The following is a 19,315-nucleotide window of genomic DNA, read 5'->3' on the forward strand; positions in this document are numbered from 1 at the left end:
CGCCGCGGAGGTGGAGCGGTCCGTGCTCGACCGCGAAATCCAGGCGGTGCCGCGGGACCTCGCCGCCGACGAAGTGAAAGGCGCCGCTCATGCGGCCCTCCCGAAGCTGTTGGCGCTGGCGACGGCAGCGGCCATCGACATCGACATGCCGGTGCGGCGCGCGAGCCAAAGAACCGCGCGGGGCGTCTGGATTTTTCCGGGGGAGGCGCTATTCTGAAGGTCGCTTCCGGCCAGGAAAGCATTCTTCAGGGGGGCGGCTTCGCGAGGGCCGCCCCTTCTGCTTTTCAGAGCCATCTCACGCCGCCACCTTTCCGGCGTCGGGCGCCACGGTGGTCAGGTCGATCAGCGTGCCCGCGGGCCAGCCGAGCTTGCGGCCGCCGATCTGGACGGGCTTCGGAACCTTGCCTGTCCGGTAAAGTCGACGGAAGTGAGCGACGCTGAAGCCGAGGCCTTCGGCCATCTGTTCGACGTTCAGGATGCGGTTCCGGTCGAGAAACGCGGGCAGCGTGGCCGCTTTCTTTCCGATGTCTTGTGCCTGGGGCATTCTATGCTCCTCGGCCGCTGCTGAATGAGCGGCTGAGGGCAATAATGATCATTGCGTTGTACGAAAAAACTGGCTCGTCATTTTCGTACCATACGGAAATACGCTATTCTTTTCGTATCGTACGAAAAGCGCAGCGTCCTATTTCGTACGCTCGTCCTCTTCAACCTTTCGGAATAGCTCGTCTAAGCTACCCTGCCGATCATGCTCGCTGTATCTAGCGTTGATCCCATGAGGCACCGCGTTCTTCCACGGACCTTTCGCGTTAAGTTTTCGTACGGCTTCAGACGGACCTATCCCCGCTCGTCGAAGCTTCGCGAAATCGTACAACATCTTTGCAGGTATTTTTTTTGGCCGTCCCCTTCCAGGCCGTTCGTTGAGCTTTCGATCGACCATAAATCCAGGAACAACATCCTGAGCTAAGGCAAAAACGAGCAAGTGATTTCTGATTTCCTCGGATAAACTTTTATCGATGCCGTAGTGATCAAGCAAAAGTGGTATCTTGATATACTGCTCTAACTCAACCTCTCGCCACGCTCGCTCAAGTTTTTCCTGATTTTCCTTGTTAAAATTGGCCTCTAGCTGCTCCATAGCAAAAACAAAGGATGCGCCGGGAATAGATTTTGCAAGGGCACCTTCAAATCGAGGTTTGTGGTTAAGCTTGCTCACTTGTTAGGTTCTCCACAAGTTCCTGAAAACCCACAAAGCCGCTCGACCCGCCCCGCCCACAGCGCCAGCGCGGCCCGCTTCTCATCGCGATACGCGGCGCGGTTGTAGATTCCAGCCACCCCCGCCTTGCTGCCGCTGATGTGGTTCAGCACCGCTTCGACGACGTGCGGCTGCACCCCGAGGTCGGCCATGCCTGTCGCTGCGGTCCGTCGCAGGTCGTGAAGGCGAAACGGCGGGAGAACCGCCTTCGGACCGCGCTCGGCCCGCAACGCATCGAGCATGCGGCGGGCATGGGCCTCACGCGCCTTTCCGAACCCAGAGAACGGCCCGGAGCGGCCGAATAGGAGGTCGCGCCCTTCCCGCTGTTCGACACCTGCGAGGATTGAGACGGCGAGCGGTGGCAGGTCCAGCAGCAGGGGCGTCTTCGACTTCGTGCGCGCGCCGGGGATGGCGAGAGTCGAGCCGGAGATCTCGCTCCACGACAGAGCGGCGATTTCGTCGCGGCGCGCTGCGGTCAGAATGAGCAGCCGGACAATGGCGCCGAAGTCACCGTCTCCCGCGCACTGCCAGGCGAGGCGCAGCTCGTCAGCCGATAGCACGCGGTCGCGCGCCACCTCGGCGCCAGGCTTGTTCGTCCCTGCAGTAGGGTTGGCGTTGGCCAGTCCCTCGCCGATCGCCCATGTGAAGTAGGACGACAGGGCCGCGCGGGACCGGTTGCCGGCCACGGGCCCGTTCTCTCGTGCGATTTCCAGAAGGCGTGCCGCGACGCGGGGCCGGTCAACGGAGGCGAGCGGCATATCCAACAAGGGGGCCCAGTGGACATCCATGTACCGGCGCGTCCCATCGTAGGTGCTCGGGCGCTGGCGGGCCTGGGCATGGGTCAGGAAGTTCTGCAGGGTCGAGCGAATGGTGACGGACTGTGCCTTGACCTTCTCGGCCTTGGCGAAGGCCGGATCTTCGCCAAGCGACACGCGGGCTAGGGCGGCCTTGGCGCGCTTCCGAGCTTCATCCGGGTCGACCGTCTCGACCGTGCCCAGCGTGAGCCGGCGCTGTTTCGTGCCGACGCGGTACTGCGCCAGCCAGGTTCGCTTCCCGCCGGCGCGCAGCCTCAGGCCGAAGCCGGGCAGATCGTCGTCGAAAACGATCGTCTCGGCCTTGCCGGGCGGGATCGAGATCCTGGCGAGGTTCCCCTTTGTGAGGCGCACGGCGGTCGACCCTCGATTTTGGGAAGCAATTGGGAAGCACCCTTGCGCGCTGTCATGCGCGCTTCTGATCCCATTAATCAGGCTGTATCGCCTGTTTAGCAAGGGGCTTTTGACGCTGCGCAGCTTCCCAATCAGCTATGCTCAGATAGACAACAGGACTTTTAATCAGGATGTCCCGGGTTCGAGCCCCGGCGCGCTCACCACCCGGGGCCTGCACCACCACCGTCCGACCTGTCGACGCCGAGGGTCTGCCAGACTCGCGACGGCCCGATCCGTGGCGGGCGGTTCAGAAGCCGACGTCGCGGGCCCCTTTCATTGCCAGGATCGCACGCGCCTCGTCGGGGGTCGCCACCGCGAGGCCGAGCCCTTCGAGGATGGAGCGGACGCGCCGCACCTGGGCGGCGTTGGTGCGGGCGAGCACGCCCGGCCCGTCCCACAGCGAATCCTCCAAGCCGACGCGGACGTTGCCCCCATGCTGGCCGCCTGCGCGGCGACCCGCATCTGGGCGGCGCCGGCACCGAGGACGGACCAGCGGTAGGCATCACCGAACAGGCGGTCGGCGGTGCGCCTCAGGTGCAGCACGTCCTCGGCGTGGGTGCCGATGCCGCCGAGGATGCCGAACACCGTCTGCACGAACAGCGGCGGCGTGACGAGCCCGCGGTCGAGCACATGCGCGAGGTTGTACAGGTGGGCCGTGTCGTAGCATTCGAACTCGAAGCGCGTGCCGTTCTCGGCGCAGGTGTGCAGCACGTGCTCGATGTCGGCGAAGGTGTTGCGGAACACGAGGTCGCGGCTGTTCTCCAGCGCGGCCCGCTCCCAATCGTGCTGGAAGGCCGCGTAGCGGTTCAGCATGGGGAACAGGCCGAAGTTCATCGAACCCATGTTGAGCGACGCCACCTCGGGCTTCAGCGTCGCGGCGGGACGGAGCCGCTCTTCCAGGGTCATCGAGGGCGCGCCGCCCGTGGTGAGGTTCACCACGGCATCGGTGCGCTGGCGGATGGACGGCAGGAAACGCATGAAGGCCTCCACGCTCTGGTCCGGGCGGCCCGTCGCGGGATCGCGGGCATGGAGGTGGAGGATCGCGGCGCCCGCCTCGGCGGCGCCCACCGCCGCGTGGGCGATCTGCTCCGGCGTGACGGGCAGGTGGGGCGACATCGAAGGCGTGTGGATCGCGCCCGTGACCGCGCAGGTGATGATGACCTTGCCCATTGGCGCCGTCTCTCAGTCGCCGATCGCGGCGGCGGCCGCGCGCTTGTGGGCCAGCAGCGCCATCAGGCGCCGGTCCCGCCACACTTGACGCTCCGCGAGGTCGCCGCGGGGCAGCCGCCCGGCGCGGTCCGCCTCGATGGCGTCCATCACGGGGCCGGACCAGTCGACGCGGCGGTCCATCTGGGCGGACAGCCCTGCGCACATGGCCTGATAGCGCTCGGCGTAGTCGCGCACGCCGCCCGGCGCGTTGAGATCGATGGTTTCGAACGGCCCCATGAAGCTCCAGCGCAGCGCCAGCCCGTCGCGGACGCCGATGTCGACGTCCTCGGCCGACGCGTAGCCGTCCGCGACGAGGCGGAAACATTCCTCCAGCAGCGCCGCCTGCAGGCGGTTCATGATGAAGCCGTCGATCTCGCGCTTCATCGTCAGCGGGTTCTGGCCGCAGCCGCGCATGAAGCCGGCCGCGCGCTCGACCGTTTCCGGTGACGTCCAGGGCGAAGGCACGACTTCGATGGCCGGCACGAGGTAGGGCGGGTTGATGGGGTGGCAGACCAGGCAGCGGGCGCGACCCTGCAGGTGCTCCTGGAAGGACGAGGGCAGCAGAGCCGAGGTCGAGGACGCCAGCGTGGCGGACGGCGGGGCCGACCGGTCGAGCTCCGAAAACAGGGCGCGCTTCAGGTCGACGCGCTCCGGCGCCGATTCCTGCGCATGCCCGACGCCGGACAGGGCTTCGGCGAGGTCCTGGTGCGGGGACATCAGGGCCCGCACCGCGGAAGGCTCGGATCCGCGCAGCAGGCCCTGGGCGGCGAGGGCGGGCAGGACGCCGTCGGCGAAGGCGAGCGCGGCGGACAGCGCGGCGGGATCGCGGTCCCACAGCCGCACCTCGTGGCCCGCCCGCGCGAAGCTGATGGCCCAGGCGCGGCCGACCAGGCCCGCCCCGATGATCGCCGTCCTCATGGCGCCCTCCCCCCGCGATCGTCAGGCGGGTCTTCGCGCCCGCCGAAGGCAGCCTAGCGAAGATGCGACGGGCACGCGAGGGCCGCGGTTAACCTTTCATTGACCGTCATCCGTTTAGGTTCTGTTCTCATCGGACCAGAGCAACGGAGCACGGCATGGGCGGATCGGTCGGGATCGCGGGGGAGCGGATCCGCTCCTTCATCGAGCGCGTCGAGCAGATCGAGGAGGAGCTGAAGGCCCTCACCGAGGGCAAGAAGGAGGTCTTCCTCGAAGCCAAGGGCGAAGGCTTCGACGTCAAGGTGCTGAAGGAGATCCTGAAGATCCGCAAGCAGGACAAGGACCAGCGCGACGAGCAGGAATCGCTGCTCGACCTCTACATGCAGGCCATGGAGGACAGCGAAGAGCCGATGAAGAAGGCGGCCTGACGCGCGCGGCGGCGCGGGACTTCCGAACGTAGAATCCCGCGACGTCGTCCCAGGCGGACGATCCAAGCTTCGCCGCCGGAGTCGGGCTCGGGACGGCGCCTGACGGGGCGGCAGAGCCCGCGGGGGCGGCGGATGCGCCATCCTCCCGGGCCGCGGTCACAGATAGGCGAACATCGCCAGGATCAGCAGGAACACGAGGGCCGACAGGCCCGTCGTCCACAGCGCCTTGACGGCGAGACGCGGCAGCATCGGCGCGCCGGGGTCGGTGCCGGGCACGACCTCGCGCGACTCCTCCTGCGACCGCACCCCGAACGGCAGCACCGCGAAGAGCACGATCCACCAGGTGGTGAAGTAGATCGCGACCGCCATCGGCACGGGGATCGGCATGCTCAGCCCATCCCACGCGCCGACGACATCGTCACGCCTCGACGATCAGGACGTGGACGAGGGGCTTCTTGCCCCAGGCATGGCCGACCGCGCCCCGCACCGAACGCTCGATGGCGTTGGCGGCGGCGTCGGGGTCGCGCCGCTTGCCGCGGCCGAGGTTGTCGATCGTGTTGAAGATCGCCTCGTCGACCACGACGTCCATGCCCTTGCCGTCGCGCGTGCGGCCCGGCAGGCCGCTCATCAGCACGTCCGGGTCGCCCTGCACCTCGCCGCGCGCGTTGAAGCACACCGCGATCGAGATCACGCCCGCGAAGGCCAGCTTGGTGCGCGCCGCGATGGCGGGATCGTTCGCCGCCACCACGACGTGACCGTCCTTGGCGAGCTGGCCGTGCTTCACCTGGTCGGCGATGCCGGGCTGGCCGGGCGCCAGCACCACCATGTCGCCGTTGCGGGCCTTCACGACTTCGGGAACGCCGAGCGACTTGGCGAAGGCGGCGTGTTCGGCGAGGTGCAGCGGCTCGCCGTGGGCCGGAACGGCGATCTGGGGCCGGACCCAGCCGTAGAACTTGGCGACCTCGGCGCGGCGCGGATGTCCCGACACGTGGACCATGTGGGTCCGGTCGGTGATGACCTCGACGCCCTGGGCCACGAGCCCGTTGATGATCTTGCCGACCTCGCGCTCGTTGCCCGGGATGGTGCGCGACGAGAAGATCACGCGGTCGCCCGCCGCCAGGCGGACGTCGCCGTAATCGTCCTGCGCCATGCGGGCCAGGGCGGCGCGGGGCTCGCCCTGGCTGCCGGTGGCGAGCAGCACGGTGTTCTTGCGGTCGAGCTGAGAATAGCGCTCGGTCGAGAAGAAGGGGGGCACGCCGTCGAGGTAGCCGCATTCGCGCGCGACGCCGATGGTGCGCTCCATGGCGCGGCCGCCGATGACGACGCTGCGCCCCGTCGCCTGGGCGGCGTCCGCCACGGCGCGGAGCCGGCTGACGTTGGACGCGAAGGTGGTGACGACCACCCGGCCCGGCGCGTCGGCGATGAGCTGGAGGAGGTTTTCCGCCACTTCCTTCTCGGACGGGCTCTCGCCCTCGCGCATGATGTTGGTCGAGTCGCAGACCAGCGCCAGCACCCCCTCGTCGCCGATGGCGGTGAGGCGTTCGGCGTCGGTCGGGGGCCCCATGGTGGGGGTCGGGTCGATCTTCCAGTCGCCGGAATGCACCACGGTGCCGAGCGGCGTGCGGATGGCCAGCGCGCAGGATTCGGGGATCGAGTGGGCCACCGGCACGAACTCGATCTCGAACGGCCCAAGCTTGATGCGGCCGCCGATCTGCACGGTCTCGATTTCGAGCTTCGACAGGCTCATGTCGTTGGCGTGCTTGGCGTTGAGCAGGCCCGCGGCGAAGCGCGTCGCGAAGACCCGGCACCCCAGCCGCGGCCACTGGTCGGCCACGGCGCCGATGTGGTCCTCGTGCGCGTGGGTGATGATCAGGCCCAGCAGGTCCTTGCGGATCGACTCCACGAAGGTGAGGTCGGGCAGGAGTAGGTCGATCCCCGGGAGGTCAGGTCCAGCGAAGGACAGCCCCAGGTCGATCATGATGTATTTGCGTCTCGCGGGCGGCCCGAAGCCGTAGAGCGCGGCGTTCATGCCGATTTCGCCCAAGCCACCGAGCGCGCAGAAGACCAGTTCTTCGCCGCCGTCCATTGTTCACCTTCGTTCCCATTACGATGCGGCGGTCATATCCGCCAAAAACACATCGCCCGCTTCCACGGTCAAACAACCCGAACCCGTCTCGAGAATCAGCCTGCCGTCGTCGTCGACGGTCTTGAAGGTCCCCACATGCGTGGCGTCCGGCCGCGCCACCGCGAGCGGGGTGCCCGGCGGGAGCGCGTGGTCGAGCCACGCCCGGCGGATGCCGGCGAAATTCCGGCCCCGGTCCCAAAGGTCCAGGGCATCGATGGCCGAAGCCGACAGCGCCGCGAACAGGGCGTCGCGCGTGCCGGCCTCCCCGGCCAGCAGGCCGAGATGCGTCGTCGGGTAACTTAGGTGCGTCGGGTGCGACGCGCAATTGACCCCGAAGCCGAGGACGGCCGAAAAGCCGGACGAATGCGCGCTTCGCCCGCCCGACGTGCCTTCCACCAGGAGCCCGGCGAGCTTCGCACCGCCGCAGAGCACGTCGTTGGGCCATTTCAGGGCGATGCCCATGCCCTCGCCGGCCACAGCAACCAGCGCCTTCACCACCGCCACGCCCGCCACGAAGGCGAGCTGCGGCGCCAACCTCTGCGGGCACGGGTCGACGAGCAGCAGCGAAGCGTGATGATTGCCGGCCGGCGAGTCCCAGGCACGGCCGATGCGGCCTCGGCCGGCCGTCTGCCGGTCGGCCAGCACCCAGAGCCGCCCGGGATCGCCGGCCCGGCCCCGCTCCAGCGCCTCCTCGTTGGTGGAGCCGATGCTGGCGTGGTGGTGGAGGCGGTACCCGCGCTCGCGCGCGGCCGGATGCAGCACCGTTCAGAACAGGGAATGCGCGGCCGCGGTGGCGGCGCCGACGACCGGAGCCGGATAGACCCAGAAGAACAGCATCACCAGGCCCGAGATGGCCAGAACGGCGCGGACCGCCGGGCCCTGCCGGTCGAAGACCTGGGCCGAGGGATCGAAATACATCATCTTGACGATGCGCAGGTAGTAGTAGGCGGCCACCACGGAAGCCAGCACGCCGACGACAGCCAGTGTGTAGAGGTTCGCCTGGATGGCGGCCTGGAACACGTAGAACTTGGCGAAGAAGCCCGCGAGCGGCGGCACGCCGGCCAGCGAGAACATGATCATGGCGAGGAAGAAGGCCATGACGGGGTTGGTCTGCCCGAGGCCGGACAGGTCGGCCACCGTCTCGATCGCGCGGCCGTCGCGCTGCATCGACAGCATGGCGGCGAAGACGCCGAGCGTCATGACGAGGTAGGCCGACATGTAGATCAGCACGCCGTAGACGCCGCCCTCGGTGCCGGCGGCAAGGCCGGTGAGGGCGAAGCCCATGTTGCCGATGGCCGAATAGGCCATCAGGCGCTTGAAGTTCGTCTGCCCGATCGCCGCGAAGGAGCCGAGCAGCATGGAGCAGATCGAGATGAAGATGATGATCTGCTGCCATTCGAGCTGGATGCCCGGGAAGGCCGTGATGATGACCCGCACCGCGATCGCCACGGCCGCCATCTTGGGCGCGGTGGCGAAGAAGGCGGTGACGGGAGTCGGCGCTCCCTCGTAGACGTCCGGCGTCCACATGTGGAACGGCACCGTCGACATCTTGAAGGCGAGGCCGGCCGTGAGGAACACCAGGCCGAAGATGACGCCGATGCCCTGGTGGCCGACCAGCGCGTTGGCGATGCCGCGGAACGCCACCGTGCCGGCGAAGCCGTAGATCAGCGACGCGCCGTAGAGCAGCAGGCCCGACGACAGGGCGCCGAGCACGAAATACTTCAGGCCCGCCTCGGACGCGCGCACGTCGTCGCGGTGGAAGGCCGCGATGACGTAGAGGGCGAGGCTCATCATCTCGAAGCCGAGATACAGCGTGATCAGGTTGCCGGCCGAGATCAGCACCAGCATGCCCATGGTGGACAGCAGGATGAGGATGGGGAACTCGAACTTGTGGATGCCTTCCCGCTTCAGGAAGGGGATGGCCATCACCAGCGTTCCCAGCGAGCCGATCAGCGCGAGGGCCGACATGAACCGCCCGAAATTGTCCTGGATAACCGCGCCGTCGTAGCCGAACAGCGTGTCGCCATGGTGGGCGAAGCAGACGCCGAGCAGCGCGAAGGCGATGACGGCCACGGCGAGCCCGGTGACGAGCCCGGCGGACTTCTCGCCCCGGAAGGCACCGACCATCAGGAGCGCCAGGGCCCCGAACCCGAGGATGATCTCGGGCAGGATCAGCGAGATGGAATAGTCGACCGGCATGACGCTTCGTCTCAGGGAGCCACGGCCGCCGAAGCGGCCTTGAGGGTCGCGGCGTGGGGCGCCGCGGCCGTGAGGGTCTTCATCATGCCGTCCACGGTCGCCTGCGAGGCATCGAGGATCGGCTGCGGGTGGACGCCGTAATACAGCGTCAGGATCACCAGCGGGGCCAGGATGGCGATCTCGCGCGCGTTGAGGTCCAGGATGGAGCGCAGCGAAGCCTTCTCGAGCATGCCGAACACCACGCGGCGGTACAGGTACAGCGCGTAGGCGGCCGACAGGATGGTCCCGAGCGTGGCGAGCAGCGCCACCCAGGTGTTGACCTGGAAAGCCGCCAGCATGGTGAGGAACTCGCCGACGAAGCCCGACGTGCCCGGCAGGCCGATGTTGGCCATGGTGAAGAACAGCATCACCGCGGCGTATTTCGGCATGCGCTCGACGAGGCCGCCGTAGGCGGCGATCTCGCGGGTGTGCATGCGGTCGTAGACCACCCCCACGCAGAGGAAGAGCGCACCCGACACCAGCCCATGGCTGATCATCAGGAAGATGGCACCCTGGATCCCCTGAACCGTGAGGGTGAAGAGCCCCATGGTGACGAAGCCCATGTGGGCCACCGACGAATAGGCGATCAGCTTCTTCATGTCGGTCTGCACGAGCGCCACCAGCGACGTGTAGACGATGGCGATGACCGACAGGGCGAACACCAGCGGCGCGAAGTAATGCGACGCTTCCGGGAACATCGGCAGTGAGAAGCGGATGAACCCGTAACCCCCGAGCTTCAGCAGGATGCCGGCCAGCACGACGGAGCCTGCGGTGGGCGCCTCGACGTGGGCATCCGGCAGCCAGGTGTGGACCGGCCACATCGGCATCTTCACCGCGAAGGAGGCGAAGAAGGCCAGCCACAGCCAATATTGCATCGACACCGGGAAACGGGTGTGGAGCAGCGTCGGGATGTCGGTCGTGCCCGCCACGCCGTACATCTTCATGATGGCGAGCAGCATCAGCAGCGAGCCGAGCAGCGTGTAGAGGAAGAACTTCATCGACGCGTAGATGCGCCGCTGCCCGCCCCAGATGCCGATGATGAGGAACATCGGGATGAGGCTGCCCTCGAAGAACAGGTAGAACAGAACCACGTCGAGCGCGGAGAAGATGCCGATGAGGGCCGCTTCCAGCACCAGGAAGCAGATGAGGAACTCCTTCACCCGCGTGTGGATCGCCCGCCACGCGGAAGCGAGGCAGAACGGCATGAGGAAGGTGGTGAGCAGGATGAACGGCATGGAAGCGCCGTCGACGCCGAGCTTGTAGCCGAGGCCGCCGCCGAGCCAGGCGCGGCTTTCCAGCAGCTGGAAGTCCGCCGTGCCGACGTCGAAGCGCCCCCAGGCCACGAGCGACAGCACGAAGGTGACGACGCTGGCGATCAGCGCCGCCCAGCGGGCGTTGTCCAGCGTGGCCTCGTCGTCGCCCTGCAGCACCAGGATGAAGAGGACGCCGAGCAGCGGTATGGCGATGAGGCCCGACAGGATCCCGAAGCCGAACATCAGCGAGCGCCCCACACGAGGAAGTAGGTGATGATGACGGCGATCCCCATCATCATGACGAAGGCGTACTGATACACGTAGCCCGACTGTAACTTCACCACGCGGTCAGTGGTCACCAGGACGGAACTCGCCACACCGTCGGGCCCGAAGCGATTGATGATCGCCTCGTCGCCGCCGTGCCAGAACAGCCGTCCGAGCCAGAAGGCGGGGCGGACGAAGACCAGGTCGTAGAGCTCGTCGAAGTACCACTTGTTGAGCAGGAACCTGTAGAGCGGCCGGTTGGCCTCGGCCCAGCGCTCCGCCGTTCCCGGGCGGGCGATGTAGAGATAGTAGGCGACGACGAAGCCCGCGATCAGCATCAGCAGCGGCAGCTGGCCGACGAACCAGGGGTCGTTCTCGCGGTCCTCGATGACGTGGTTGGCGGCGCCGTAGAACAGCGACTCGCCCCAGAAGGACTCCATCCCGCTGCCGATGAACAGGTGGTGGAACAGCAGGCCCGCGAAGATGGCGCCGAAGGCGAGCGGCACCAGCGGCCCGAGCATGATGGGCGGCGACTCGTGCGGCTCGCCGCCGTGGCCGTGCGCGCCGTGGCCATGGGCGTCATGGCCGTGGGCGTCGTGGGCCGAAGCCGCCGCGCCGTCGTTCAGGTTGCCCGCCGCATGGTCGTCGCCGTGGTGGCCACGGGCGGCGGCGGAACCGGCCGTATGCACGTCGGCCGAAACCGTCTCTTCCTCGTGGCCCGGATGCTGGCTACCCGCCCCGTGAGAGGCCGAGGGCTCGTGGTGGGTGTTGTGGTTGGTTTCCTCGTGAGCCGCCACTGCGCGGGACTCGCCGTAGAAGGTCATGAACAGCAGGCGGAACGAGTAGAACGAGGTCAGGCCCGCCGCGATCGTGGTGGTGAGCCAGCCATAGGCGGCGCCCCCGCGGCTCGACGCGTAGGCGACCTCAATGATGGCGTCCTTGGAATAATAGCCCGCCGTGAACGGGAAGCCGACGAGGGCCAGCGAGCCGATCACCATGAACCAGTAGGTGTAGGGGATCTTGGTGCGCAGGCCGCCCATCTTGCGCATGTCCTGTTCGCCGCCGACCGCATGGATGACGGAGCCGGCGCCGAGGAACAGCAGGGCCTTGAAGAACGCGTGGGTGAAGAGGTGGAAGATGCCCACCGCGTAGCCGCCGCAGCCGAGCGCCACGAACATGTAGCCCAGCTGCGAGCAGGTCGAATAGGCGATGACGCGCTTGATGTCGTTCTGCACGAGGCCGATCGTGGCGGCGAAGAAGCAGGTCGTGCCGCCGATGACGATGACGAAGGTTTCCGCGGCGGGAGACAGCTCGAAGATGGGCGACAGGCGGGCCACCATGAAGACGCCGGCCGTCACCATGGTGGCGGCGTGGATCAGCGCCGACACGGGCGTCGGCCCTTCCATGGCGTCGGGCAGCCAGGTGTGCAGCAGGAACTGCGCCGACTTGCCCATCGCGCCCATGAACAGCAGCAGGCAGGCCAGCGTCACGGCATCGGCGTCGAGCCCGAACGCATGGTAGGTGTGGCCGACGACGGCCGGCATGGCGGCGAAGACCGCCTCGAACGACACCGAATGCGTCAGGGCGAAGACGAGGAAGATGCCGAGCGAGAAGCCGAAGTCGCCGACGCGGTTGACCACGAAGGCCTTGATGGCGGCGGCGTTGGCGGTGGGGCGCTGGTACCAGAAGCCGATCAGCAGGTAGGAGGCGAGGCCGACGCCTTCCCAGCCGAAGAACATCTGCACGAGATTGTCCGACGTCACCAGCATCAGCATGGCGAAGGTGAACAGCGACAGGTAGCTGAAGAAGCGCGACCGATGCGGGTCGTCGTGCATGTACCCGAAGGAATAGCTGTGCACGATGGTCGACACCGTCGTCACGACGATGAGCATGACCGAGGTCAGCGTGTCGATGCGGAGCGACCAGTCCACCTGGAGCTCGCCGACGGAGAACCAGTTGGCGACGGGCACGAGGATGAACTTGTGTTCCTCGCCGTGGCCGAGGCCGACGCGGAAGAAGCCGATCCACGCCAGCGCGCAGGAGATGCTGAGCAGCGTCGTGGTGACGTACTCGGAATTGCGGTGGCCGATCTGCCGGCCGAAGAGCCCCGCGATCAGGGCGCCGAGCAGCGGCAGGAAGACGATGAGGTCGTACATCATGGGGACGCTCAGCCCTTCATCATGTTGATGTCTTCGACCGAGATGGTCCCCTTGTTCCGGTAGAACACCACCAGGATGGCGAGGCCGATGGCGGATTCCGCGGCCGCCACGGTCAGGACCAGCAGGGCGAAGACCTGGCCGGTGAGGTCGCCCAGGAAGGCCGAGAAGGCCACCAGGTTGACGTTCACCGCGAGCAGGATGAGCTCGACCGACATCAGGATGACGATGATGTTCTTGCGGTTGAGGATGATGCCCGCCACCCCGAGGGTGAACAGGATCGCCGCGACGATCAGGTAATGGGTCAGGCCGACAGCCATGGACTTCTCCCGGCGCCCGGCCCGTTCGGCCGGCGCGCCAAACGCGCCCGCCCGGCCCTGGGGCCCGACGAATCGCGTGTGATGGTCTTAAAGGGATAGCGGCCGGCGCGCCAGACGCGCCGGCCGCCCGGGCTCACAGGCCGGCGCGCGACGGCACCTTGCGGAGCTGCACGGCGACCTTGCGGTCGCGAAGGTTCTGGGCATCGATGCTCTGCCGCTTCACGCCGCGGCGCGAGCGGAGCGTCAGGACGATCGAGCCGATCATCGCGGTCAGCAGGATGAAGCCCGCCGCCTGGAAGAAGTAGACGTATTGCGTGTAGAGGATGCGCCCCAGCGCCGCCGTGTTGGTGATGTTCGACGCGATCGGCGCCGCGCGCGGCGTCACGGTCGCGGGCTCGATCGTCCAGCCGCCGACCACCAGGATCAGCTCGATCAGCACGATGGCGCCCACCGTGGCGCCGAGCGGCAGGTATTGCAGGAAGCCCTGCTTCAGGACCGTGAAGTCCACGTCCAGCATCATGACGACGAAGAGGAACAGCACCGCCACCGCGCCGACGTAGACGACCACGAGGATCATCGCCAGGAACTCGGCCCCGAGCAGCATGAAGAGCCCGGCCGCGTTGACGAAGGCCAGGATCAGGAACAGCACGGAATGGACGGGGTTGCGGGCCGCGATGACCATGAAGGCCGAGGCGATCGCCACGAAGGAGAAGACGTAGAAAAGAAAGACGGTCGCGACCATGCTGCTCAAATCTCCGCGCCGGCCGCGCCGCCCCGGGGGGCGGCGTGGCGGGCGTCACCGCTCAACGGTAGGGCGCATCCGCCTTGAGGTTGCGCTGGATCTCGCGCTCCCAACGGTCGCCGTTGGCGAGCAGCTTGGCCTTGTCATAGAGGAGTTCCTCGCGCGTCTCCACCGCGAACTCCATGTTGGGCCCTTCCACGATGGCATCCACCGGGCAGGCTTCCTGGCACAGGCCGCAGTAGATGCACTTCACCATGTCAATGTCGTAGCGGGTGGTGCGGCGCGTGCCGTCGTTGCGGCGCGGCCCCGCCTCGATGGTGATGGCCTGGGCGGGGCAGATCGCCTCGCACAGCTTGCAGGCGATGCAGCGCTCTTCGCCGTTGGGGTAGCGCCTCAGCACATGCTCGCCGCGGAAGCGGGGGCTCTGCGGGTTCTTCTCGTGCGGGTAGTTCAGCGTCGGCTTCGGCTTGAAGAAGTAGCGCATCGACAGCGCGAAGGCGCCGATGAACTCCGACAGGAACAGCTGCTTGGCGGCGAGGTCGAGCCTCATGGGACACCTATGCGGGAGGGCGCGGGTCGGGCGGGGCTCAATGGAGGTGGCCGCCCATGCCGGTGATCTCGAGGAAGCCGGCGACGATCACGACGTAGACGAGCGAGATCGGCAGGAAGACCTTCCAGCCCAGGCGCATCAGCTGGTCGTAGCGGTAGCGCGGCACGAAGGCCTTCACCATGGCGATGAGGAAGAACATGAAGCTGGTCTTGAGCACGAACCAGATCACGCCCGGCACCCAGGTGAAGGGCGCGAAGGGGATGGGGGACAGCCAGCCGCCGAGGAACAGGATCGACATGATCGCGCACATGGACACGATGGCCACGTATTCCCCGAGCATGAAGAGCACGTAGGGCGTCGCCGAATATTCGGTCATGAAGCCGGCGACGAGCTCCGATTCGGCCTCGACGAGGTCGAAGGGGGAGCGGTTCGTCTCGGCCAGCGCCGAGATGAAGAAGATGACGAACATCGGCAGCAGCGGCAGCCAGTACCAGCCGACGAGGCCGAGCCCCGAATCCTGCGCCATGACGATGTCGGTGAGGTTCAGCGAACCCGCGCAGAGCAGCACCGTCACCAGCACGAAGCCGATCGACACCTCATAGGACACCATCTGGGCGGCGGAGCGCAGCGCCGACAGGAACGGGTACTTCGAGTTCGACGCCCAACCCGCCATGATGACGCCGTAGACGCCCAGCGACGAGATGGCGAACAGGTAGAGGACCCCGACGTTGAGGTTCGCCACCGCCCAACCGAAGTTGACCGGGATCACCGCGAAGGCCGAGATCGCCAGCGTGCCGGTGACGACGGGCGCCAGCAGGAACACGCCCTTGTTGGCGCCCGCCGGGATGATGGGCTCCTTCAAGGCGAACTTCGCGAAATCGGCGAAGCTCTGCAGCAGGCCCCAGGGACCCACGACGTTGGGCCCGCGGCGGAGCTGCACCGCGGCCCAGATCTTGCGGTCGGCGTAGAGGATGTAGGCGACGTAGATCAGCACGAGGGCGGCGAAGACGACGCTTTCGAGCAGCTTCAGCCAGAGGGATACGGACGCGCCGTCGGTCATGGCCTACTCCGCCGCCTGCTGCATGTGGCCCTGCGCGAGCAGGACGGAACATTCCGCCATCACGGCCGAGCAGCGCGCGATGGGGTTGGTGAGATAGAAGTCCGCGACGGGCGAGCGCAGGGCGGAGCGCTCCACCTCGCCGCCGACCGCCGCCAGGGCGCCCAGCGCGTCGCCGGTCGCCGGCACGACGTGCTCGACGCGGGCGAAATGCGGCACGGCAGCCTGGAGCGCGGCCTTCAGCGCGCGGTAGCTGTCGAAGGGCAGCCGGGCGCCGAGCTGGTCCGACAGCGCGCGCAGGATCGCCCAGTCTTCCCGGGCCTCGCCGGGTGGGAACACGGCGCGGTCCGACTGCTGCACGCGCCCTTCCGTGTTGACGTAGAGCCCCGCCTTCTCGGTGTAGGCGGCGCCCGGCAGGATGACGTCGGCGCGGTGGGCGCCGCGATCGCCGTGCGAGCCCTGGTACACCACGAAGGCGCCCGGCCCGATTGCCACCTCGTCGGCGCCCAGCAGGTAGACGACATCAAGCGCGCCCGGCTCCGCCATGGCGAGCGCGTCCAGGCCGCCCTCGCCCGGCACCAGGCCGAGGTCGAGGCCGGCGACCCGCGACGCCGCCGTGTGGAGCACGGAGAAGCCGTTCCAACCTTCGGACACGGCGCCGAGGCCCTGGGCGACCTTGGCCGCCAGGGCCAGGACCGCCGCACCGTCGCGGCGCGTCAGCGCCCCCTGCCCCACGATGACCATGGGCCGCTCGCCGGCCTTCTCGACCGTGGCGGCGAGGTCCTTCAGCGTGTCGGTGCCGGCACCGAGGTAGTCGTAGTCGTAGGTCAGGTCGGCGCGCTCGCCGATGACCTGGATGGGGAAGTCGCCCTTGAGGAAGCGCTTGCGGATGCGGGCGTTGAGCACCGGGCTTTCGCGGCGCGGGTTCGACCCGACGATGAGCAGCGACGTCGCCCGCTCGATGCCCGCCACCGTGGCGTTGAACAGATAGGAGCCGCGGCCGTGCCGCGGGTGCAGCTGCGAGCCGTCCTGCCGGCAGTCGATGTTGGGCGAGCCGAGACGGTCCGCCAGGGCCTTGAAGGCGAACATGTCCTCAGCGCTGACGAGGTCGCCGGCGATGAATCCCATGCGCTTCGGGTCCGTCGCCCCGACCTTGGCGGCGATCGCCGCGAAGGCTTCGGCCCAGCTGGCCGGCGTCAGGCGGCCGTCGCGGCGGATGTAGGGGCGGTCGAGGCGCTGGGCCTTCAGGCCGTCGACGATGTGCCGCGTCTTGTCGGAGATCCACTCCTCGTTCACGTCGTCGTTGATGCGGGGCAGGATCCGCAGCACCTCGCGGCCGCGCGAGTCGACGCGGATGTTGGAGCCGAGCGCGTCCATCACGTCGACTACCTGGGTCTTGTTCATCTCCCAGGGGCGCGCCTTGAAGGCGGCCGGCTTCTGCAGTAGGGCGCCGACGGGGCACAGGTCGGCGACGTTGCCCTGGAGCTCGGATCCCATGGAGGATTCGAGGTAGGTCGTGATCTCCATGTCCTCGCCGCGGCCGATGGCGCCCATGTCGCCCGTGCCCGCCACCTCGGAGGTGAAGCGGACGCAGCGCGTGCAATGGATGCAGCGGTTCATGGACGTCCGCACGATCGGACCGATGTACTTGTCCTCGACGGCGCGCTTGTTCTCGTGGAAGCGCGAGCCGGCGACGCCGAAGGCCATCGCCTGGTCCTGCAGGTCGCATTCGCCGCCCTGGTCGCAGATCGGGCAATCCAGCGGATGGTTGATCAGCAGGAATTCCATGATGCCGTGGCGGGCCTTCTTGACCACGGCCGACTTGGTGGAAACCTGCGGGGGTTCGCCGTTCGGGCCGGGGCGGCAGTCGCGCACGCCCCAGGCGCAGGACGCGACCGGCTTCGGCGCCCCCTTCAGCTCGACGAGGCACATGCGGCAATTGCCGGCGATCGACAGCCGCTCGTGGAAGCAGAAGCGCGGAATCTCGGCGCCGGCGGCCTCGCAGGCCTGCAGCAGCGTGTAATCCGCGGGAACGTCGACTTCCCGTCCGTCGACGACGATCTTGGTCATCGGTATCCCTTCAAGGCCGAGCCTTCGCGAGAATCATTCCAAACGGCCCGGGGGATCGATACCCCATTCCGTCGCGCGGCGGCACCCACCCCCGCCTTCGTGGTATCGATGGCGCCGGTCGCCCGGCGCCCCCGTCTTCTCAATGGCGCCGGTCGCCCGGCGCCCCCGTCTTCTCAATGGCGCCGGTCGCCCGGCGCCTCAATGCGTCAAAGAGACGGCCGCCTCATTCCGCCGCGATGCGGATCGGCTCTGGATGGGGGTTGGCCATGTAGCTGTCGATGCGCTTCTCGATCTCGGGGCGGAAGTGGCGGATCAGCCCCTGCACGGGCCAGGCCGCCGCATCGCCGAGCGCGCAGATGGAATGGCCTTCGAGCTGCGTCGTCACCTCCAGCAGCGCGTCGATCTCGCGCTTCTGCGCGCGCCCTTCCGACATGCGCGTCATCACGCGCCACAGCCAGCCCGTGCCTTCCCGGCACGGCGTGCACTGGCCGCAGCTCTCGTGCTTGTAGAAATACGAGATGCGGGTGATGGCCCGGATGATGTCGGTCGACTTGTCCATGACGATCACGGCCGCGGTGCCCAGGCCGGACTTCAGGTCGCGCAGCGCGTCGAAGTCCATCGGGCAGTCGATGATCTCGTGTGCGGGCACCACGGGCACCGAGGAGCCGCCCGGGATCACCGCCAGGAGGTTGTCCCACCCGCCGCGGATGCCGCCGCAATGGCGGTCGATCAGCTCGCGGAACGGCACCGACATCGCTTCCTCGACGTTGCAGGGCGTGTTGACGTTGCCCGAAACGCAGAACAGCTTGGTGCCGGTGTTGTTCTTGCGGCCGATGCCGGCGAACCAGGCCCCGCCGCGGCGCAGGATGGTGGGCGCCACCGCGATGGACTCGACGTTGTTGACCGTCGTCGGGTAGCCGTAGAGGCCCATGTTGGCGGGAAACGGCGGCTTCAGCCGCGGCATGCCCTTCTTGCCTTCGAGCGACTCCAGCAGGGCGGTCTCTTCCCCGCAGATGTAGGCGCCGGCCCCGCGATGGACGTAGATGTCGAACGGGTAGCCGTGGCTGTTGTTGGGCCCGACGAGGTTGGCCTCGTAGGCCTCGTCGATGGCGGCGTCGAGCCGGTCGGCCTCGAGCACGTATTCGCCGCGGATGTAGATGTAGCAGGCGTTGGCGTGCATGGCGAAGGAGGCGATCATCGCACCCTCGATCAGCATGTGCGGATCGTTGCGCATGATTTCCCGGTCCTTGCAGGTCCCGGGCTCCGACTCGTCGGCGTTGATGACGAGGTAGGCCGGACGCGCCGGGTCAGGCTTGGGCATGAAGGACCACTTCAGGCCGGTCGGGAAGCCGGCGCCGCCGCGCCCGCGCAGGCCCGACGCCTTCATCTCGTTGATGATCCAGTCCTTGCCCTTCTCCAGCATCCCCTTGGTGCCGTCCCAGGTGCCGCGCTTGCGCGCACCTTCCAGGCGCCAATCCCCGATGCCGTAGAGGTTGAGGAAGATGCGGTCCTTGTCGTCGAGCATGGCGCTTCT

At 67.5% G+C, this 19,315-nt stretch carries 18 protein-coding genes and 1 pseudogene; 2 read left to right on the forward strand and 17 right to left on the reverse strand.

The annotated features are described in order from the left end of the window. Positions 1-22: 22 nt before the first annotated feature. The gene (locus tag D3273_RS13485; RefSeq protein ID WP_129227385.1) at positions 23-217 is read left to right on the forward strand and encodes a hypothetical protein; all 195 of its coding nucleotides are present in this window, start codon (positions 23-25) and stop codon (positions 215-217) included. 78 nt (positions 218-295) lie between these two features. Here D3273_RS13485 and D3273_RS13490 read toward each other — a convergent pair whose 3' ends face one another. From D3273_RS13490 to D3273_RS13510, 5 genes and pseudogenes are all read right to left on the reverse strand, one after another. Continuing rightward, positions 296-544 carry a helix-turn-helix transcriptional regulator gene (locus D3273_RS13490; protein ID WP_129227387.1) on the reverse strand — a complete coding sequence of 83 codons (249 nt, stop codon included), beginning with the start codon at positions 542-544 and terminating at the stop codon, positions 296-298. A gap of 138 nt (positions 545-682) precedes the next feature. Beyond that, on the reverse strand, positions 683-1,210 hold the full coding sequence (locus D3273_RS13495; protein ID WP_129227389.1) for a hypothetical protein: 528 nt from the start codon (positions 1,208-1,210) through the stop codon (positions 683-685). After that, complete coding sequence (locus D3273_RS13500) at positions 1,207-2,415, reverse strand: tyrosine-type recombinase/integrase (protein WP_129227391.1); 1,209 nt, start codon at positions 2,413-2,415, stop codon at positions 1,207-1,209. The genes D3273_RS13495 and D3273_RS13500 overlap by 4 nt, the downstream gene beginning before the upstream one ends. Positions 2,416-2,701: 286 nt before the next feature. Next, positions 2,702-3,624 (reverse strand): annotated as a pseudogene (gene kce, locus D3273_RS13505) (3,5-dioxohexanoate:acetyl-CoA acetone transferase). A 12-nt stretch (positions 3,625-3,636) separates the two neighbouring features. Continuing rightward, a complete protein-coding gene (locus D3273_RS13510; RefSeq protein ID WP_129227393.1) occupies positions 3,637-4,581 on the reverse strand; it encodes a 3-hydroxyacyl-CoA dehydrogenase in 945 nt (314 codons plus the stop codon). 155 nt (positions 4,582-4,736) lie between these two features. On the opposite strand from D3273_RS13510, the gene D3273_RS13515 reads away from it, so the two are divergent. After that, the gene (locus D3273_RS13515; protein ID WP_129227395.1) at positions 4,737-5,006 is read left to right on the forward strand and encodes a DUF2312 domain-containing protein; all 270 of its coding nucleotides are present in this window, start codon (positions 4,737-4,739) and stop codon (positions 5,004-5,006) included. A 156-nt stretch (positions 5,007-5,162) separates the two neighbouring features. Here D3273_RS13515 and D3273_RS13520 read toward each other — a convergent pair whose 3' ends face one another. The 12 genes from D3273_RS13520 to nuoF all read right to left on the reverse strand — a co-directional run bounded on the left by D3273_RS13520 (position 5,163) and on the right by nuoF (position 19,306). Next, positions 5,163-5,393, reverse strand: a complete 231-nt coding sequence (locus tag D3273_RS13520; RefSeq protein ID WP_129227397.1) for a DUF1467 family protein — start codon at positions 5,391-5,393, stop codon at positions 5,163-5,165. Between the two features lie 31 nt (positions 5,394-5,424). After that, positions 5,425-7,092 (reverse strand): ribonuclease J, encoded by a 1,668-nt coding sequence (locus tag D3273_RS13525; protein ID WP_129227399.1) that lies wholly within the window; start codon positions 7,090-7,092, stop codon positions 5,425-5,427. Between the two features lie 18 nt (positions 7,093-7,110). Next, the gene (locus D3273_RS13530; RefSeq protein ID WP_129227401.1) at positions 7,111-7,893 is read right to left on the reverse strand and encodes a biotin--[acetyl-CoA-carboxylase] ligase; all 783 of its coding nucleotides are present in this window, start codon (positions 7,891-7,893) and stop codon (positions 7,111-7,113) included. A gap of 3 nt (positions 7,894-7,896) precedes the next feature. Beyond that, complete coding sequence (gene nuoN, locus D3273_RS13535; RefSeq protein ID WP_129227403.1) at positions 7,897-9,330, reverse strand: NADH-quinone oxidoreductase subunit NuoN; 1,434 nt, start codon at positions 9,328-9,330, stop codon at positions 7,897-7,899. Positions 9,331-9,341: 11 nt separating this feature from the next. Continuing rightward, entirely contained in the window at positions 9,342-10,865 is a 1,524-nt protein-coding gene (locus tag D3273_RS13540; protein ID WP_129227405.1) for an NADH-quinone oxidoreductase subunit M, read from the reverse strand. After that, positions 10,865-13,042 (reverse strand): NADH-quinone oxidoreductase subunit L, encoded by a 2,178-nt coding sequence (gene nuoL, locus D3273_RS13545; RefSeq protein ID WP_129227510.1) that lies wholly within the window; start codon positions 13,040-13,042, stop codon positions 10,865-10,867. Before nuoL ends, D3273_RS13540 begins: the two co-directional genes overlap by 1 nt. An 11-nt stretch (positions 13,043-13,053) precedes the next feature. Continuing rightward, complete coding sequence (nuoK, locus tag D3273_RS13550; RefSeq protein ID WP_129227407.1) at positions 13,054-13,362, reverse strand: NADH-quinone oxidoreductase subunit NuoK; 309 nt, start codon at positions 13,360-13,362, stop codon at positions 13,054-13,056. Positions 13,363-13,495: 133 nt separating this feature from the next. Next, positions 13,496-14,104 (reverse strand): NADH-quinone oxidoreductase subunit J, encoded by a 609-nt coding sequence (locus tag D3273_RS13555; RefSeq protein ID WP_129227409.1) that lies wholly within the window; start codon positions 14,102-14,104, stop codon positions 13,496-13,498. Positions 14,105-14,165: 61 nt separating this feature from the next. Further along, complete coding sequence (nuoI, locus tag D3273_RS13560; RefSeq protein WP_129227411.1) at positions 14,166-14,654, reverse strand: NADH-quinone oxidoreductase subunit NuoI; 489 nt, start codon at positions 14,652-14,654, stop codon at positions 14,166-14,168. A 37-nt stretch (positions 14,655-14,691) separates the two neighbouring features. Then, positions 14,692-15,714 carry an NADH-quinone oxidoreductase subunit NuoH gene (nuoH, locus tag D3273_RS13565; RefSeq protein ID WP_129227413.1) on the reverse strand — a complete coding sequence of 341 codons (1,023 nt, stop codon included), beginning with the start codon at positions 15,712-15,714 and terminating at the stop codon, positions 14,692-14,694. Between the two features lie 3 nt (positions 15,715-15,717). Further along, positions 15,718-17,781 (reverse strand): NADH-quinone oxidoreductase subunit NuoG, encoded by a 2,064-nt coding sequence (gene nuoG, locus D3273_RS13570; RefSeq protein WP_129227415.1) that lies wholly within the window; start codon positions 17,779-17,781, stop codon positions 15,718-15,720. Between the two features lie 223 nt (positions 17,782-18,004). After that, entirely contained in the window at positions 18,005-19,306 is a 1,302-nt protein-coding gene (nuoF, locus tag D3273_RS13575) for an NADH-quinone oxidoreductase subunit NuoF (protein WP_129227417.1), read from the reverse strand. Between the last annotated feature and the right edge of the window lie 9 nt (positions 19,307-19,315).

The sequence above is a fragment of the Lichenibacterium minor genome, assembly GCF_004137685.1.
Classification (GTDB): domain Bacteria; phylum Pseudomonadota; class Alphaproteobacteria; order Rhizobiales; family Beijerinckiaceae; genus Lichenihabitans; species Lichenihabitans minor.

Bases quoted from the DNA above. Each gene is read 5' to 3' on its own strand.
- nuoG (WP_129227415.1), bottom strand. From the start codon at position 17,781: ATGACCAAGATCGTCGTCGACGGACGGGAAGTCGACGTTCCCGCGGAT.
- nuoH (WP_129227413.1), bottom strand. From the start codon at position 15,714: ATGACCGACGGCGCGTCCGTATCCCTCTGGCTGAAGCTGCTCGAAAGC.
- nuoF (WP_129227417.1), bottom strand. From the start codon at position 19,306: ATGCTCGACGACAAGGACCGCATCTTCCTCAACCTCTACGGCATCGGG.
- nuoK (WP_129227407.1), bottom strand. From the start codon at position 13,362: ATGGCTGTCGGCCTGACCCATTACCTGATCGTCGCGGCGATCCTGTTC.
- nuoI (WP_129227411.1), bottom strand. From the start codon at position 14,654: ATGAGGCTCGACCTCGCCGCCAAGCAGCTGTTCCTGTCGGAGTTCATC.
- D3273_RS13540 (WP_129227405.1), bottom strand. From the start codon at position 10,865: ATGTTCGGCTTCGGGATCCTGTCGGGCCTCATCGCCATACCGCTGCTC.
- D3273_RS13515 (WP_129227395.1), top strand. From the start codon at position 4,737: ATGGGCGGATCGGTCGGGATCGCGGGGGAGCGGATCCGCTCCTTCATC.
- D3273_RS13490 (WP_129227387.1), bottom strand. From the start codon at position 544: ATGCCCCAGGCACAAGACATCGGAAAGAAAGCGGCCACGCTGCCCGCG.
- D3273_RS13555 (WP_129227409.1), bottom strand. From the start codon at position 14,104: ATGGTCGCGACCGTCTTTCTTTTCTACGTCTTCTCCTTCGTGGCGATC.
- D3273_RS13510 (WP_129227393.1), bottom strand. From the start codon at position 4,581: ATGAGGACGGCGATCATCGGGGCGGGCCTGGTCGGCCGCGCCTGGGCC.
- D3273_RS13525 (WP_129227399.1), bottom strand. From the start codon at position 7,092: ATGGACGGCGGCGAAGAACTGGTCTTCTGCGCGCTCGGTGGCTTGGGC.
- nuoN (WP_129227403.1), bottom strand. From the start codon at position 9,330: ATGCCGGTCGACTATTCCATCTCGCTGATCCTGCCCGAGATCATCCTC.
- D3273_RS13520 (WP_129227397.1), bottom strand. From the start codon at position 5,393: ATGCCGATCCCCGTGCCGATGGCGGTCGCGATCTACTTCACCACCTGG.
- nuoL (WP_129227510.1), bottom strand. From the start codon at position 13,042: ATGTACGACCTCATCGTCTTCCTGCCGCTGCTCGGCGCCCTGATCGCG.